Source organism: Streptococcus sp. Marseille-Q3604 (assembly GCF_916619785.1).
Lineage (GTDB): Bacteria > Bacillota > Bacilli > Lactobacillales > Streptococcaceae > Streptococcus.
Genome location: NZ_CAKAKM010000003.1, coordinates 138,052 through 154,772 on the forward strand (window position 1 = coordinate 138,052; position 16,721 = coordinate 154,772).

The 16,721-nt window shown below is 36.1% G+C and carries 18 protein-coding genes; 15 read left to right on the forward strand and 3 right to left on the reverse strand.

Features of this window, described 5'->3' with window-relative positions:
* Positions 1-22 precede the first annotated feature (22 nt).
* The 10 genes from LG375_RS10135 to LG375_RS10180 all read left to right on the forward strand — a co-directional run bounded on the left by LG375_RS10135 (position 23) and on the right by LG375_RS10180 (position 8,402).
* A complete protein-coding gene (locus tag LG375_RS10135) occupies positions 23-565 on the forward strand; it encodes a GNAT family N-acetyltransferase (protein ID WP_004182884.1) in 543 nt (180 codons plus the stop codon).
* Between the two features lie 200 nt (positions 566-765).
* Entirely contained in the window at positions 766-1,332 is a 567-nt protein-coding gene (locus LG375_RS10140; RefSeq protein ID WP_002890492.1) for a hypothetical protein, read from the forward strand.
* 179 nt (positions 1,333-1,511) lie between these two features.
* Positions 1,512-1,694: a hypothetical protein gene (locus LG375_RS10145; protein ID WP_002890497.1), complete on the forward strand. Its 183-nt coding sequence runs from the start codon at positions 1,512-1,514 to the stop codon at positions 1,692-1,694.
* A gap of 452 nt (positions 1,695-2,146) precedes the next feature.
* Positions 2,147-2,776 (forward strand): TetR/AcrR family transcriptional regulator, encoded by a 630-nt coding sequence (locus tag LG375_RS10150; protein ID WP_002890498.1) that lies wholly within the window; start codon positions 2,147-2,149, stop codon positions 2,774-2,776.
* 277 nt (positions 2,777-3,053) lie between these two features.
* The gene (locus LG375_RS10155; RefSeq protein ID WP_002890499.1) at positions 3,054-3,794 is read left to right on the forward strand and encodes an ABC transporter permease; all 741 of its coding nucleotides are present in this window, start codon (positions 3,054-3,056) and stop codon (positions 3,792-3,794) included.
* Positions 3,795-3,928: 134 nt separating this feature from the next.
* A complete protein-coding gene (locus LG375_RS10160) occupies positions 3,929-4,666 on the forward strand; it encodes an ABC transporter ATP-binding protein (RefSeq protein ID WP_002890501.1) in 738 nt (245 codons plus the stop codon).
* A 2-nt stretch (positions 4,667-4,668) separates the two neighbouring features.
* Positions 4,669-6,351 (forward strand): ABC transporter ATP-binding protein, encoded by a 1,683-nt coding sequence (locus LG375_RS10165; RefSeq protein ID WP_002890503.1) that lies wholly within the window; start codon positions 4,669-4,671, stop codon positions 6,349-6,351.
* Between the two features lie 199 nt (positions 6,352-6,550).
* The gene (locus tag LG375_RS10575) at positions 6,551-6,724 is read left to right on the forward strand and encodes a hypothetical protein (protein WP_002890505.1); all 174 of its coding nucleotides are present in this window, start codon (positions 6,551-6,553) and stop codon (positions 6,722-6,724) included.
* A gap of 131 nt (positions 6,725-6,855) precedes the next feature.
* Complete coding sequence (locus tag LG375_RS10175) at positions 6,856-7,632, forward strand: alpha/beta hydrolase (protein ID WP_037600270.1); 777 nt, start codon at positions 6,856-6,858, stop codon at positions 7,630-7,632.
* 32 nt (positions 7,633-7,664) lie between these two features.
* On the forward strand, positions 7,665-8,402 hold the full coding sequence (locus tag LG375_RS10180; RefSeq protein ID WP_037600273.1) for a DUF4336 domain-containing protein: 738 nt from the start codon (positions 7,665-7,667) through the stop codon (positions 8,400-8,402).
* Positions 8,403-8,545: 143 nt separating this feature from the next.
* On the opposite strand, the gene LG375_RS10185 is transcribed toward LG375_RS10180, so the two are convergent.
* Together LG375_RS10185 and LG375_RS10190 are read right to left on the reverse strand one after the other, a co-directional pair.
* Positions 8,546-9,718: a CynX/NimT family MFS transporter gene (locus LG375_RS10185; protein ID WP_037600276.1), complete on the reverse strand. Its 1,173-nt coding sequence runs from the start codon at positions 9,716-9,718 to the stop codon at positions 8,546-8,548.
* A gap of 220 nt (positions 9,719-9,938) precedes the next feature.
* Entirely contained in the window at positions 9,939-10,781 is an 843-nt protein-coding gene (locus LG375_RS10190) for a DegV family protein (protein WP_201711877.1), read from the reverse strand.
* A 125-nt stretch (positions 10,782-10,906) separates the two neighbouring features.
* Between LG375_RS10190 and LG375_RS10195 the strand changes: the two genes are divergently transcribed.
* The 4 genes from LG375_RS10195 (at position 10,907) to LG375_RS10210 (ending at position 13,911) form a co-directional block, all read left to right on the forward strand.
* The gene (locus tag LG375_RS10195) at positions 10,907-11,476 is read left to right on the forward strand and encodes a TetR/AcrR family transcriptional regulator (protein ID WP_021144459.1); all 570 of its coding nucleotides are present in this window, start codon (positions 10,907-10,909) and stop codon (positions 11,474-11,476) included.
* A 36-nt stretch (positions 11,477-11,512) separates the two neighbouring features.
* Positions 11,513-12,148 carry a copper homeostasis protein CutC gene (locus tag LG375_RS10200; protein ID WP_225745740.1) on the forward strand — a complete coding sequence of 212 codons (636 nt, stop codon included), beginning with the start codon at positions 11,513-11,515 and terminating at the stop codon, positions 12,146-12,148.
* 122 nt (positions 12,149-12,270) lie between these two features.
* The gene (locus tag LG375_RS10205; protein ID WP_064521325.1) at positions 12,271-12,543 is read left to right on the forward strand and encodes a hypothetical protein; all 273 of its coding nucleotides are present in this window, start codon (positions 12,271-12,273) and stop codon (positions 12,541-12,543) included.
* 120 nt (positions 12,544-12,663) lie between these two features.
* Positions 12,664-13,911, forward strand: a complete 1,248-nt coding sequence (locus LG375_RS10210) for a DUF4767 domain-containing protein (RefSeq protein ID WP_225745741.1) — start codon at positions 12,664-12,666, stop codon at positions 13,909-13,911.
* Between the two features lie 175 nt (positions 13,912-14,086).
* Here LG375_RS10210 and LG375_RS10215 read toward each other — a convergent pair whose 3' ends face one another.
* Positions 14,087-15,853, reverse strand: coding sequence for a DHA2 family efflux MFS transporter permease subunit (locus LG375_RS10215; protein ID WP_225745742.1), 1,767 nt, complete (start codon positions 15,851-15,853; stop codon positions 14,087-14,089).
* Between the two features lie 171 nt (positions 15,854-16,024).
* Here LG375_RS10215 and LG375_RS10220 point away from each other — a divergent pair, with 171 nt between their 5' ends.
* Positions 16,025-16,567, forward strand: coding sequence for a TetR/AcrR family transcriptional regulator (locus tag LG375_RS10220; RefSeq protein ID WP_225745743.1), 543 nt, complete (start codon positions 16,025-16,027; stop codon positions 16,565-16,567).
* Positions 16,568-16,721 lie beyond the last annotated feature (154 nt).

A 16,721-nucleotide genomic window follows, 5' to 3' on the forward strand; every position in this document is an offset into this window, starting at 1 on the left:
ATTGGAATTTAAGGAGAACAAAATGATTTTAGAAACGGAAAGATTGATTCTTCGCCCATGGGAGGAAAGAGACGCCCATGATTTATTTCAATATGCCAGTAATCCAGAAGTTGGTCCGATTGCAGGTTGGCCAGTACATACCAGTGTTGAAAACAGTAGGGAGATTATAAAAAATTATTTTTCAGCACCTGAGATATATGCCATTGTTTTAAAAGAAACGATGCAGCCAGTGGGTAGCATAGGATTGATGATTGGCTCTGCAAGTGATAAAGGGATTCCGGATACTGAGGCGGAGATTGGCTACTGGATTGGAGTTCCCTATTGGGGTCAGGGGCTTATACCAGAAGCAGTTCGTGAGATAATGAGACATGGATTTGATGACTTGAGTCTGGAGAAATTGTGGTGCGGTTATTTTGACGGCAATACAAAGTCACGGAGGGTTCAGGAAAAATGTGGGTTCCGTTATCATCATACAAAAGAGAACGTTCCGTGTGCATTGGAAGGTGTTCTTCGTACAGAACATATAACCTGTCTCTCAAAGGAAGAGTGGATTTCGTTTAAGTAAATCACTGTTTGTGCGAGGTAATACCTTTTAACGATTACCTTATGATATTGTTAAAAGCTTTATAGACATGTTTCCACATACAGACAGCTTCACTTGATAGACTCAGCGATCAGTCGTTTCATGTCGAGGCAGTATCACTGCTTGTAAGATCTGAAAAATAAATTTGCGTAGCGTTGCAAAGTTAAAATGGAGGGTTATCGATGGTTATCTTGGAATTGTATCAAGGTGATTATCAAAAGGATTTAGTCACGTTTGACTCTTTAGAAGAGGGAAGAGTCTTTGTAGCTCAACTCCCTGGGTATACTTTAGAAACAGAAGATGGGTTTGAAGTGGAGTATGTGAACCCAAAATACTTGCCGGATTATATGGAAATTGTTTTCAATGGAAATATTGTCCCTTTATCTAGATTTTCGTTTAATTATGAAGAAAATGTGGACATTATTTGGAAAGAAATTTCGAATCTATCCGTTAAAAACGATAAAGTGATCGAAGGATATTCAAAAATCGACGCATATGTCGTTAACAACGATGAAGTGAAAGCCTATGTCGAAGCAAGAGAAGCGAACTATCGCAAGGCAAAAGACTTCTTAGAACGCTGTGGATATGAAACCGACAGAAGCTTTTTCGGAAGCGAAGACGGCGAAGCGATTCTCTACAGAAAACGTGGCGCTGAAGATTGGCACTTCTTGTGTCACTTAGACCCGCTGTTTGTAGAGATTGAAGATGTAGAAGGATATGTCAAAGAAGAGATTCAATCGTTAAACTAAAGAACGTTGCGAAGGCGTGACGTGAGTTATATTTAAAAAGACTTCTATTTTGCTAGATGGTGGAATTAAGGAGAAATTTTTGACCTTAAAACAAATTAAATTTAATCCTTTTAAACACTGGGGAATCATCAGCGACTTGTATAAGCAGTCCTTCCCAAAGGAGGAGCGAATTCCCTTCTTTGGACTTGGCTCTTATCATTGAGAAAAATGGATTTACACTGTGTCCCTATCTCATTCGTGAATTAGGCGTTGACTTTGCTCTTATGAGCCAGACAGGGCAACTAATTCCATTCGACTATCAGGATATCTTTGACAATTTCTCTTTTGGACTTGGAGATGTATCGATTCGTCCGATAAATTAATAAAACGTACCTTACCAAAATTGTACTGAACTAAAAATATTATCTAATTGAGAAAAGAACAAAAGTTTTGGTCTATAATATAGATATTTTCTAGTATCGCATGTGGAGGCAGTCTCACTGCTTGTACGAGCCTAGAAAATATGTAGAAGGAAAAGCCTTGGTGACAGGGCTTTTTGTCATATAGTGGGGAAGTATCATAGTGTGAACTAGTCTTTAGTAGCTGAATTTTCAGTTTAGGTAAAATAGAACTTATTGAAATAGTTATGTGGATTATTTCATTACTTCTTTAATCATTTTAAAATCTTTAAATTAAGATTTGGAGAATTTAAATAATATTTGCATTTGAAAATGAAATGATTAATAAAACAGCTTCCGATAAGATATTTGACATTATTAGTTTCGTGCACTACAATAGAAGTTACATACCGATGGTATGATAGAAAGGGACTATAATGGCAAGGAATAGAAACTCACATGAAACTAGAAAAAAAATACTAGAGGTCTCTAAAAATCTATTTTTAGAAAAAGGATTTGATAATACTTCAATACAAGATATCATAGATGGCTTAGGTGGATTAACAAAAGGTGTTATCTATCATCATTTTGAGTCCAAATATGATATACTGCAAACGATCATTAGCGAAAATAATCAAGAAATTTTAAATTATAATTGGAGAGGAAATACTGGATTAGAAAAGATACAAAATTCTTTGATGGACTCTTTCTCTAATTTTGAACACCAAAGGCTCGTTTACTCTGCCTCAATCATGCTAAGAAGTCCACGTTTGTTAGGAGAGCAGTATCTAGGTCTATTTTCTGATTTTTTACCCGAAATTAGAGAAAAAGTTTACGAAGGAGTTGAAGATGGGTCTATTAAAACAGAATATCCAGAAGAGCTAGCAGATTTAATTGTTTTAACACTAAATATTTGGATTGGTTTTCAAATTTCCGTTTTTTCATTAGTAGAATTAAAGCGCAAAATGAATTTCATTAAACTTACTTTTGAAGGTCTAGGGGTACAGTTAATTTCTGATGAAATGATGGAGGTGATTTTCAACTTATTCGATCACTTAAAAAAATAGTAAATAAGTCGTCGCATGACATTCTTGTTAATACTCATTTCTATTTATGTATTATCAATTGAATAAATTATCTTACATAATTTATAATTAAAAAATAACATACTTTAAGTGTGTTATTAAAAATCTATTATACATACCGTAGGTATGTTTGTTTTTAGTATAGACATACCGATAGTATGTATAGTGACATTTTCTGAAGAATAAACTTATTTTTAAATATTTGTCGAGATTAGTCTGAATAGTTTATTCTTTATTTACGCTTTGGAGGAAATAATCTATGTTGTCGCTTATTAAAATTGAATTAAATAAAGTTTCTAAATCTAAATTATTTTTAGCTTGGTTGTGTACTATATTTATAGTGTTAGGTATTACAGCAATCATTATTATGGGTTTAGGTACTGACAATAAACTAGGAGAATTCACTGGACAGGATTCTAATGTTATTAGAGTTACTGGTAAATGGGAAGGTTGGGCAATTGTAGCTTCATTATTTTCATCTTTATTTACAAAAGCAGCATTTTTGATTTTCGAATCTTATTTATTATCTACGATTATTATTGATGAATTTAAACGAAGAACAATTTTTCAGTTGTTTTCTTACCCTATTTCTAAAATAAAGTTACTTTGGGGAAAAATTCTTTCAGTCATTCTAATAGCATTTATTGCCCATTTTTCTGCACATTTAGTGATTCAATTATTCATTAGATTCCTGGCTGTTGTAACTGAATCTAGTTATATCCCTCTAGCTAGTCAATTAATTAACTTAGCTGGAATAACGTTTGGAACAGTACTAATAGGCTTACTACCATTTGTTTTAGGTATGATTAAGCATTCGACAGCTATAACAATGCTTACTGGACTTGGTTTAGCAGCATTACTTTCGAATGCCAGTCCAGGAAGTTTATCTAATAATATTGCTGATAACCTATTCTTTTTGATATTTGCATGTTTCATAAGTTTAATGATTACTTCTTTTTCAATCTCTAGTATTTCAAGACAAGATATTAGTATCAAGTAGCATACCTGAGTTTAATTGAAGGAAAGTGATAATTCCTTGATGATTTCTATAAAAAAGAGACTGTATAAGTTGGTAGTTATGCACCGGAAGAAAAATTCTAGCATTTAAAGCTAGATATAGAAAGAGAGATAGAAATGAGAAATATCGTTGAAATAAAAGAAGTTTTTAAAACAATTGATAAAGAAGAAATTTTAAGTGGTATCAACCTTCAAATTGCTGAAGGAGAAATCTATGGTTTTTTAGGACCGAATGGTGCTGGAAAAACAACGTTAATGAAATGTATGTTATCCCTATCAACAATTACATCAGGTAGTATTGAAATTTTTGGGAAAAATCTACAAGAACACAGAGAAGAAATCCTAAGTCAGATTGGAAGTATTATTGAATCACCAATTTTTTATGATAATTGCACTGCAAAAGAAATCTTGGAAATTCACGCTCAGTATATGGGAAAAAATATTATTGAATCAGATATAATAAGAGCCTTAAGTATGGTCGGATTAAAAAATACGACTAAAAAAGTAAAAGAGTTTTCGTTAGGAATGAGGCAAAGGCTTGGTTTAGCTCGTGCCTTTCTAACAAAACCTAAATTGTTAATTTTAGATGAGCCAATCAATGGTTTAGATCCAATAGGGATTCAAGAAATTCGAAATCTTTTGTTGTCGCTTTCTAAGGAGCATGGAATTACTATTCTAATATCGAGTCATATATTATCGGAAATTTCACAGATAGCAGATAAAATTGGCTTTATCAAAAATGGAGAAATTGTAGAACAGGTTTCTATGAAAGAGATTAGGAGAGAGAATATTGACTTAGAAGAATATTTTATGTCACATTTTCTAAATGAAATTAAGAATTATGAGGTAGATTAAGGATGAAACAATTGATAAAGAACCATCAGAAGGCTTTTTATGCTTTCATGATATTTAATATACTGGTCCCTTTAACTAACGTTGCTTTTGCTTATTCTATTAAAGGTATTATTGATAGTGGCATGTCCCAAAATAAAGAAGCCTTAACTCAAGCGGTACTAGTAGGAGCTACTGTTATTTTCATCTATGCAGCACTCAACTTTATATCTCTTCGATTGAGAAATAAACTTGTTAGGCAAATCATGTCAAGATACAAAAACAAGGTGTTCCAATCTATTTTAGATAGGGATTATAGAGACTTTTCTAAAGAAAAATCAGGGAAATTTATTTCCGTATTAACCGAAAATATGAAGAAAATTGAGCAAGATTATCTATACCAGTATTTTAATATTTCAAAAAACCTTTCCTTAATGATTTTTTCACTTCTAGCTATGTTTATAGGTAATTGGTTTTTGACCTTATTAGTTATCATTGCTAGCATTATTCCAATGATGATTTCAGGATTTATTGGACAAAAATCAGCCTCTTTACAAAATAGAGCTATGGTTGCCGATCAGAAGTATTTAGCTAAGGTTAAAGATATTTTAGCAGGATTTCTTGTTATTAAAAGTTTTAATGTGAAAGATGCTATCTGTGAGGATTATAGTCATGAAAGTGAAAAATTTGATGAAATAAATTTTATAAAAGGGAAATTTGACGTTTTAGCTAATGTTATTTCACAGCTTTCAGGGATGATTGTTTTTTTGGTAGCCTTTGGTGGAGGGATGTATCTCGTATTTAATAGCTCTACCACAATTGGGAGTGTAACAGCTATTGTTCAACTGGTCAATTTTGTAGTAATGCCACTGAATGAAGTTGGAATGGGAATAAGTAAATTTCGTGAAGGTCAGGCAACACTAGATGCATTTGAGGTAAAAGATGTAACTGAGCTTCAGACTGGTGAAACAAAAGAATATTTCGATGATGTTATTTCTTTTTCAAATATAGACTTTTCTTACCCTAATACTGAAGAAAAAATTTTTAATCATTTATCTTTGAAGATTCAAAAAGGGGAAAAAATTGCAATTGTAGGAATGTCAGGGAGTGGAAAATCAACTTTGCTCAATCTATTACTGCGTTTTTACGATGTAACAAGTGGGCACATCTCCATTGATAATATAGATTTGCAAGCTATTTCAGCAGGGAGCCTTTATAACTTAATGACTATTGTTCAACAAGACATTTATATCTTTGATGATACTTTAAGATCAAATATTACTCTTAATCAATTCTTCACTGATGAGGAAATAAAGCAAGCGGTACAGCAGTCAGGTTTAGAAAGTTATGTTTTAGAAAATGAATCTGGTCTACAAGCTTTATGTGGAGAGAATGGCTCAAATCTATCTGGCGGACAAAAACAAAGACTTAGTATTGCGCGTGCCTTAATTCGAAAAACACCAATCTTATTATTGGATGAGGCTACCTCATCTTTGGATAATCAAGTAACTACTGAAATTGAAAATTCAATCCTGGATATTCAAGATTTGACTGCACTTGTAGTAACCCACAAGTTGAATGAGAACATTTTGAAAAAATACGATAGAATTCTCTTTATGAAAGGTGGCGTCATTGTTGAAGATGGTTCTTTTGGTGACTTGATGGATAGGAGAGGTGAGTTTTATAAGTTGTTTGAGTTGAGTGTGTAATTCTCTTTCGTTCTATAATATAGGAGTATACTAGCACGACATGTTGAAGCGGTATCACTGCTTGTGAGGCCTAGAAAATGTGTAGAATGAAAAGCCTTGGTGACAGGGCTTTTTATGGTAAGTCATTTGATATTTTTATCTGAATCATATTTCTTCTTCATGTTACAATAAATATATACAAAATAGAACGCTTAGAAAAATGGAAAATATAATGGTTAACCAAAGCAAATATGTGTCTAGTGATTTTCCAGAGGCAACGTATCAAGTGGCTTTTGAGGATTTGAAAAAGAAAATTTTAGTCGGGCATCAGGAAATTATTCAAGGTAAAGTCTCTTCTCTAGCTGATGCGAGAAAGGAATTTGGCCTTGACTAGGTAGGTTGCGATATTGTCTCTCTTACTTGTAACAGAGCTAAGCAGAGTAAATAGTAGAATAATAAAGGTGAACATAGACTTTCAAGTAAATATAGTACTGTCTATATGAGACATTTTGGAGGGTATCAAATATGAAATTTCATGAGTTTGGTGATAAAAATTTGCCTACCATTTTATTGATACATGGTGGGGGTAGCTCTTGGTGGAATTATCTTAGACAAGCTCGTCTCCTGTCTCATAATTACCATGTCATTTTACCTACACTTAATGGACACGGAGAAGAGTATCAAGAGGATTATATATCAACGGAAGATTCGGCACAGGAAATTCTAGATTATGTTCGACAAAACTGTGATGGAAAACTGTTTGCTTTAGGTGGAGTTTCACTTGGAGGTCAAATTGCTATGGAACTTTTGTCCTTAGACAGCGATATAGCTGAGAAAGCCATCATAGACGGAAGTATCTGTATTCCTCAACCAAGGTTGGCGAGATTTAGCATCTTGTTGGTATCTTTATTTGGTAAACTGATGATTAGTAAATCCTCTTGTAAACTTCAGTTAAGCTTAATGAATAAATTCTATCCCCAATTAGCTTACCCAGACGAGATAAAAGATTATTATATGGAGGATATGCCAAGGACACCTAACAAAACATTAGTGACTATCTATAAGACTTATATGGGGCATTATAAGTTGAAGAGTAGGATTTCAAAAAGTAAAGCACAGGCTCTCTATATTTATGGCGAAAAAGAATTGAACGGTGTTAAAGAATCAGCTAGATTATTTCAGCAGATGCACCCCGATACTATCTTGTATGAAGCAAAGGGCTATAACCACGGCTATTTATCAGCCTACCTACCTCAAGAGTGGATTAAGTTGGTTGTTCCATTTTTGGAGAATAACGATTGATTATACTTTATTAATTTAGAAAGCAGAGTTTCATGGAAGTCAAAAAATATAGTCCTCTCAATTCCTTAAAAAAGATAGCAGATAACCTGTGGATTGTGGATGGGGAAGAAGTACTGATGGATTTCAAATTCTTCAAAGTGCCTTTTTCAACTAGAATGACGGTTATCCGTTTGAAGAATGGTGGTATTTGGGTGCATTCACCGATTAAGCCTAGTGACAATTTGCTTTTTGAAATTAAGCAATTAGGTGAGGTAAAACACCTTATTGCACCCAATGTCTTACATTATAGTTATATAGATGAATGGCATCAACTATTTCCTGAAGCAAAAGTTTGGCTAGCTAGTGGTGTTCAAAAGCGTGCCAGAAAATCGGGAATGAGTTTGGATTATGGTCAGGAATTAAGCAAGGCCAATTGGAACGAAGAAATTCTTTTTACAACATTTGAGGGAAGTTTTTATGTAAAAGAGGTTGTTTTTTTCCATAATGAAAGTTCAACTCTGATTTTAACGGATCTTATTGAAAATATAGAAACTGAGAATGTATCGATTTTTGAAAAGCTACTGTTTAAAATAGGCGATAATCACTATCCAAATGGTAAAACACCAAGAGATTTAAGAATATGTTTCTTATTTGGCAAAAAACAAGCTTTGAGGAGTTATCACAAAATAAAGAAATGGGAACCTAAGAATATTATTATTTCTCATGGACCGTGTATGATTGGACAAGCAAAAGAGATGTTAAACCAAGCGTTCTTTTGGCTAGAGAAATAGGGTTCTGTGGTTAAGGGAACTTGTCGAAAGACAAATACGAATACTTCGACCTTTGTATTTAAAAGTTGCATTCATTCGCCGCACGCAAAATAACACCCCACAAGCTACAACTTGTGGGGCATTTTCTTTTATTAGTTTTTCTCTTACAAAATAAGGTCTGTTTTTTCAACTTTGTAAAGGGCAATTCCCATGATTATGGTCAAGACAAGAAGAATTAAAACAGCAGGGGTCCAAGAGTTAAAGAGTTGTTTGCTTGAACCGAACAAGACTGGACCAAGGGCTGCAAAGATATAGCCTCCGGTTTGGGCTAAACCTGATAGTTGGGCTGTTTTTTCAGGCGTGCTAGCCTTCATTGAAAAGGCAACCATCATGTAAGGGAATAGGACACTAGCAGAACTTCCGATTAAGAGGTTAAGGACTAACCAATACACAAAGCTGTCTGTATTGATTAGAAGCATGGAAACTCCGATGAGTCCTGCTAGGACGGTAGCCACTAGCATCAAATGGCGGTTACGATCAGAAAGTTTAGTGATTAGGCTAGGAACGATCATAGAGAATGGAATACTCGTCAGTGTGAAAACGGAAGCTAGAATTCCGGCATTGGCATCACCAACACCGGCTTGTGTAGCCATGGTTGGGAGCCAAGTGATAGTGGTATAGAAGAAGAGTGATTGTAATCCACCGAAAATCATGATAGCCCAGACCTTGCCACTCTTATACCAACTGCCTGAATTTTCGCTGGTAGAAGTTTCTTGTTCTAAGTAATGATTGTGACGGACATTAGGAAGCCAAACTACAAGAGCTAAGGCACAGACCGCGGTCAATACCCAGACCAAACCTTGCCATGAGGTTGCCTTAGTGATTGGAACGGCAACTGATGAAGCTACGGCTGTGGATAATCCCATGGCTGTAATGTAGAGTGTGGTTAAGAATCCTAACTGATTTGGCTCGTTAGCCTGAATTAGGCTTGGGAGAAGGACGTTGATAAAGGCAATTCCAGCTCCGACTAACAGCGTTCCCACATAAAGAAGAGGGAGATTAAGGGTACGCAAAGCAGAACCAAGTGTCATCACAATTAAAACACCGAGGAAGAGTCTTTCTATACCAAAGCGTTTGGCCCAGCTAGCCGCAAAAGGTGAGAATATCGCAAAGGTCAAGAGAGGGAGACTTGTCAAGAGACCGAGAGAACTGACCTCAACGCCTAGACCAGAAGCAATGTCTGATAAGACCGTAGACAAGGTTGTGAACGGGGCCCGCAAAACGATCCCTAGAAGAAGGATTCCAGGGATTAGAAAATGTGAATGTTTCTGTTTCATAAAGCGTCTCCATGTTTAATAAGGGTATTTTAATTTTTAAGAATATGACACTAATGCGTCACTTCCATCTTACCATAAATGAAGGGGGTGATGAAAGCGATTACGTTGGATTGTCAAGAAAGAATTTTTAGTTTTATAATCCTATTCTGCTGATTATCAAATAGCATAATCTGATTTTTAAAAGACCGAACATGTAGTCCAGCCTCTTTTCAATGTCGTCTTAAATTTCATACCCCATAAGGAGTCCGCCTTCTTCAGCATAAAAGCTACAGAGTCCAGAAGTAGGAAGGACTTCGATGCTTGCTTGGGCAAATTTTTCACGAACCAATTCAGAGAATTGCTCGATAATTTTTTCATTGTTGCGGTGGGCAATCGTAATGTGGCCTCCAGCATAACCAGCCTTGAGGAGTTCATCAAAGGCAGCTTTGATGGCTTTCTTTTGACCTCTGGCTTTTTGAAGCAATTCAAGAGTACCTGTCTTACTAGCTTCACCGACCATACGGATATTGAGGAGTCCAACAACGGTGCCAACTAGTTTACTTAGACGACCATTCTTCACCAAATTATCAACTTTGGCTAAAACAAAGAGCAACTTAGTCTTGGCTTGATAAGCTGTGATGCCATCAACGACTTGATCAAAATCAAGGCCTTCAGCGACTAAGTGATTGAGTTTACGAACGATAAGGTCGACCTCGCCACCAGCTGACAGGCTATCAATCACGTGAATCTTAGTATCAGGATGCTCTTCCAGATAAATTTTCTTAGCGATTTCAGCACTATTGTAGCTACCAGAAAGGGTTCCAGTAATCGTCACGACGACGATATTGTCCGCTCCTTCAAAGGATTTCATATAATCATCAGGACTCGGACAGGCAGACTTAGAAGCAGTCGTAGTCGCATACATTTCCTCCATCATTTGATCAATATTGAGTTGGGCATCATCCCTGTAAATGGTCTCGCCCACTTGGATAGTCAAAGGAACACTGACAAACTCCGTATCTGGTGCCAGATTGTCCAAAGAACGGTAGTCACAGCCTGAATCCGCAATAATTTTCCATTTCATAGGTTACACCTCATATCTGCATAATGTACATTGACAAGTTATTTGTCTTCTTTTACAATTTTATCATGAAGTGCATTGCTATCAAAGCAGATCTCATCAGGTGTGACAGATAGAAAGTGAATGTTATGGCAGAAAGAAAAATCTCAGAGAAATCTTTGGAAAATCTCAAACGATTTAACCAAGAAAACAAAGCAATTACACGAGAATCCATCGAAATTTCTCTCCTGCAATTGTTGGAGAAAAAAGACTTTAAAAAGATTACCATATCGGAACTTGTTGAACGTGCGGGTGTATCCCGTGCTGCCTTTTATCGCAATTATGGTTCTAAGGAAGAGATTTTGAAGTCTATTTTTGAGTCTAGCATTGCAAAGATTACTAAGTCCTTGGACGGCTATAATCTCAAGACTGATCTCTATCAGGTCTGGGTTTATCTCCTTAAGGAAGTCAAAAAAGAAGCCAAAATCATCAGTCTTGCCATTGATTATAATTTTGAGCAGGTATTGACCAAGGCAGTTTATGATTTTTTGGAAAAACGAAATGGTAGCTCATCAAATGGTGCCGGTAGTTACCTCAATTCCTTTTGGAGCTCGGCTATTGTTTCAGTGATTTCCAAATGGGTCAAGGATGGCATGAAGACCCCAGCGGAAAAGATTGCCAAACTAGGTCTCCCGCTTTTTCCACAAAAGAAGAAGTAGTAATCGCCTACTACTACAACTAATCGGAGGTTCAGTATGCCAATATATGAATTTTGTGCAGAGAATGTCACTAACTTAGAAAAAGCCTTTAAGGCTGGTGCTCAACGCGTGGAGTTGTGTGATAATCTGGCTGTTGGAGGCACGACACCTTCTTATGGTGTCATAAAGGCAGCTGTTGAGTTGGCCAAGGATTATCAGGCTAAAGTGATTGTGATGATTCGTCCACGAGGAGGCGACTTTGTCTATAGCCAGCAGGAATTGGCTATCATGCTAGAAGATATCAAGTGTGCGAGTGACTTGGGTGTTGACGGCTTTGCACTGGGTGCTCTGACTTCAGAAAATCAACTCGATACAGAAGCTCTAAAGACCTTGCTGGATGCCAGTCGAGGCTTAGAGGTCACCATGCATATGGCCTTTGACCAGATTCCTAAAGCAGATCAGCCTAGTGCAATCCAGTGGCTTAAGGACCACGGTGTGACGCGTCTGCTCACCCGTGCCGGTACTCCCGAGACTGCTCTAGACTTGCGCTTGAAACGTTATGCAGACTTGGTTGGGCTAGCAGAAGGTCAGTTGGAGATTTTGGCAGGTGGTGGTATCTCCTTGGATAATCGTGACCAATTTCTTGCCATACCTGGTCTTGAGCAAGTTCATGGAACACGTGTTGTTTTTTAGATTTCAAGGGAACCAGCTTCTTGGCTTGGTTCCTTTTAATTTTTGTACCATGAAAAGTCACTTTGCCTTTCTGGTCATTCTTTGGTAAGCTATTACTATAGCATTAAAAAATTGGGGGATGTATGTTAGATAATTTGTTAAAAAAGAACCCTGTCTTGGGTGTCATTATTTATCCGTTATTAGGGTTAGGAGCTATTTGGCTTGGTCACTATTACTCACAGAGCCTTTCACTATTGGAAAAAACGGGTGGTCAGCTTAAGGTTAATACTTTTGTTTACATTGCCTATCAATTAGGTGGGATCAAACTCGTCATGGGTTTCTTTATTCTTTTAGCGCTTTTCTTTTTCTATCTGGGCTATACTTACTTAAAAAAACTTGGCAATACTCAGAAATAAGGACCATGGTTATACATCGACTGCAGCTGCTTGCTTGCAGTTTTTTTCTTTTCTAACTGGTCAACCAGAATCCCCGTTTTATGCTAAAATAAAAGTATTACGCTTCAAAAAGGAGATGAGATGAAAGCAGAAGAATGGTTAACCTATTTTATAAAGATTTATGGACGTCGCCCAAAGATGACAGAGGTCGACGAGGCGATACAAAATGGTAGTCTCTTGGCCAATCGAGCAGAAGTAGAGAGCTTATTGTTAGCATCTAAGAAGAGTTTTTGGCAAACCTTAAGTCAGTATGTTGTGACTCATAAGGTCGCAGCGTCAGTTCTTGCAGTTTCTTGTATGACGCTTCTTGGTGGTGGTGCCATTTTTGCTTGGCATTCCCTTCATTCACAAGCTCAACAAATGTCATCCCTTGCGGTCTCTTCGTCAAGCAGTCAGACTGGTCAAATGTCTGGCTCAGACAAGTCCAAGCAATCGAGTTCCAAAACTTCTGACTCGTCTTCAAGCTCTAGTTCTCAAAGTCAGAGTGCCTCATCAGAAGCCAAAATGCCTGCCATGGATGTGGATGCTATTCGAAATGGTGATTTTTCAAGCATCGAAGGTGAATGGGTTTCTGACAGTGGTCATGTTGTGACAATTACCAAGTCAGGGCTCACAAAGTCTGAAGAGACAGGAAGTACTGATGGCAAGACTGTCGTTAAAGATTTCAATGGTCAGCCTATGTTTTATTTTGCGGACAATGGTCCAGGGCATGGGGTCAATCCTTTTGTGCCTGTGCCAGCCAATCAAGCAGCACCGTCTCCGGACAATTCTGTCAAAGACACAGACCGTTTGGTTCAAATTCCAGAGTCTGCTGGGCCAGGGGTGGTTTACACGTCTTATTACAGAGTGAAAAGCAAGAGCCAGTCCAGCCAGACTAGCCCAACCAATACGACAGCCCTTTGGAATAGTGACAAGGCTGCCAAGCTCGCAAGTTACATGGTGGAGTTTGGGCACAAGATGAATCAAGAAAGTTATAGAAGGCTAACACCTAACGGAAGTGATGATTTCTTTGGTGCCATGTCTTTTGCTAAAAATAACCGCATTATTGTAGGTGAAAAGACTGAACAAAATGCCCCAATGACCAACCAACAAAAGGTAGACGTTGCCTTTTCTGACGATGGTACAGGGACAGCCGACTATATCATTGTAGACAGCTACGGGTATTCAGGTTCTGCCATGATTCTCTACCATTTCACCATCCATAAAGGTCAACCGGTGGTCCTAGTTTCCATGCAAAATCAGGGGAATCCTGAAAACATGTATTACATGTACCCTACCAATAATAAGGACATCCAAGAAGCCTTTGCCAATATTGTGAATGACAAGTGATGGTTTGAGGGGGTTGAAAGAAAAATTTTACATCTTAAAAATACAATATAAGTGAACAAAAGATTTTCTATGTTCCAAATCTGTTTATTTACTATTTAACTATGCAGAATGATTCTCTATATAAAAAAGCCAGTCTATCGTCTAGACTGGCTTTTCCTATTATAAAATAACTTAGTTATTCATCTTTTCGCTTTTCTGTCATCAGAGCTAATGGAGTACATATCAATACAATAATTGCTCCTACAATAAATACATTATCAAATGCCCTGCTTAACTGCTCATTTTTTTCTTTAACAATGACTTTAAGAGCAGATGCTAATTCATCCTTTTGAGCTAATAATTTAATCGCTGTACCAACTTTAGCTTGTCCTCCAGATATAGTTTTCAAACTAGTTGATAACTGTGGGACACTTGAACTAACAGTTTCAACTCCATTGATTAATAACTGATTTGCATCATAAATCTTTCTATAATTACTCCCCTTTTTAGGTTCTGGAAGATTATCTGTTTTTTGAGCAGCTATTTTGATTGCCTCAACCATATTACTTTGTTTGGTTGAAATACTATTATTTTTCTTAGTCGTATCGAAAGTTTTTGAAATTTCCTTCTTAGCAACTTTTTTTACGTCTGTTGATAAAACCCGTTTTTCAATTTGGTTATACGCTGTTTCCTTAATTTGTGTTTTAGCAATATTGACATTACTATTTAAAATGGTAACGAGGAGAGCCATACCAATGGCTTGCCCAATATATCTAGAAGCATTAACGATACCTGACCCAATTCCAGCCTTATTAACTGGTAAATATTTTACAGATGACGTTAATGCCATTGCCATAAATCCTAGTCCTAAACCAATAATTACATTACAACAAACAATGAGGCTTTGTGAGGTATTATACTCAATAAGACTAAGCATAAATAATCCACCTGCTGTAATAACCAAACCGATACTAATGAGCAATCTTGCACTAATTTTTTGGTACATCTTAGTTGCTAACGGCATACCTACTACGATAGCTAAAGAGGTAGGAATAATAAGATATGCCGAATGCAAAGCAGAATAGTTACGAACATTTTGCAAGAAATAGTTTAAGATCAATGAAGGTACGATAATCGCAAATCCAAAAATCATATAAATAAGACTTGAAGATGTAAATGTACTTTCCTTGAATAAATTTAAGTCAATGATAGGTGATTTTACTCTTCCTTCGGTTAAACAAAGAAAAAATAGGCCTACAACACTAATAATAAAACTAGCTATGATGGTTTGTGATGCCCAACCATACTCGTGACCTTCTAATAAACCAAATATAAGTCCACCTAAAGTACAAGTAAGAAAAATAATACCTAGCCAGTCCATATTCTTTGAAATTTTTAAATCATATGATTCTTTTGTCCCTACTAGAATCATCAAGAATGCAAAGATAGCGATTGGAACATTAATACCAAAAATCCAATGATATGTTGTCCAATGGACAATTAAACCACCAATTACTGGTCCCCCCGCTGCAGCTAAGGCACTGAAGGTCCCCATAATAGCAGTAATACGGCTGGTATTCTCTTTCCCAAGTAGTTCAATTCCCATGGGGAGAACAATTGGAGTTAATATGGCACCTCCAATTCCTTGGAAGAACCGAAAAATAATTAAGAGTAATAAAGAATCAGCCACCATACATGAGAATGAGAAGATGCCAAATATGACTACACCAATTAGCATAACCAATTTTCTACCGTAGATATCAGCGAGTTTTGAAACAGTAATAATAAATACAGACATTGCTAAAACATAGATTGTTGCTACCCAACTTGTATCAGTCAATCCTGTATGTAAGTCTTCCATAATATTTGGTAGGGCGATATTAACAATCGTGGCATCTAAAGCTCCCATAAAGAGTGCTAAAACTAGACCTATAAATCCTAGAATTTTTCTTGATTTTGTCATTAAATTCTATTCCCTTCATTAATTATTTTGTTAAATGATTAATGATGCATCAATTATCTTCGCGAACATAAAACAGTCTTTTTTAACTTTTATAATTCACATAAAAAGAATATAATAATACCCATATATTGACCATGACAACATCAAACAATATGTTTAATTAAGGAAAAAATGACAAAGAAAAGAAAGACTAATAGCGTTACTAACCTCAAGTCTGCTTTGATAGACCTCCTACTTGAAATGGAGTACTCAAAAATAACCATTGGAAATATAACTCAGAGAGCAAATGTTAGTAGGGGAACATTTTATCAACATTTTCTTGATAAGGATGATTTAGCATACTCTATCGGAACAGAGACGATGCAAAGATTTTGGAAGATTTTAGCTCAAGGAAATTTAGATAAAGAGGACATGCTTTTAAAGGCTCTACTATTAATAAAAAATGACTATAAACATTTTAAAGCAATTTCAAAAGCACCTCACGTTCAATTTAAAGATAAGGTTCAACAACTTATTTGTGATCTTATAAATAACAACCCAGCTATTAGAGAAAAGATCAAGAAAAAGACGAAGATTTCAGATGAAATTGTGATAAAAGCCTTCTCTACATCTTTTGAAACCATTATCTCATCCTGGATTGATAATGATTTATCGGAAAGTCCCGAAAAAGTTGTAGATAATATCATTAAAATTGAACAGCTATTTTGGAAATAATAAAAAATATAGAAAAAATGATAAAAATCCGTAGTCTTCAAACGGTGTGAGCCTATACTGAGACTTTACGCCGTGATAAAAACGCCTGAAGAATTGGTATTTCAGGCGTTCGGAATTTTTGAGACTCTAGGCTCAAAAATTAGCCATGGAACTT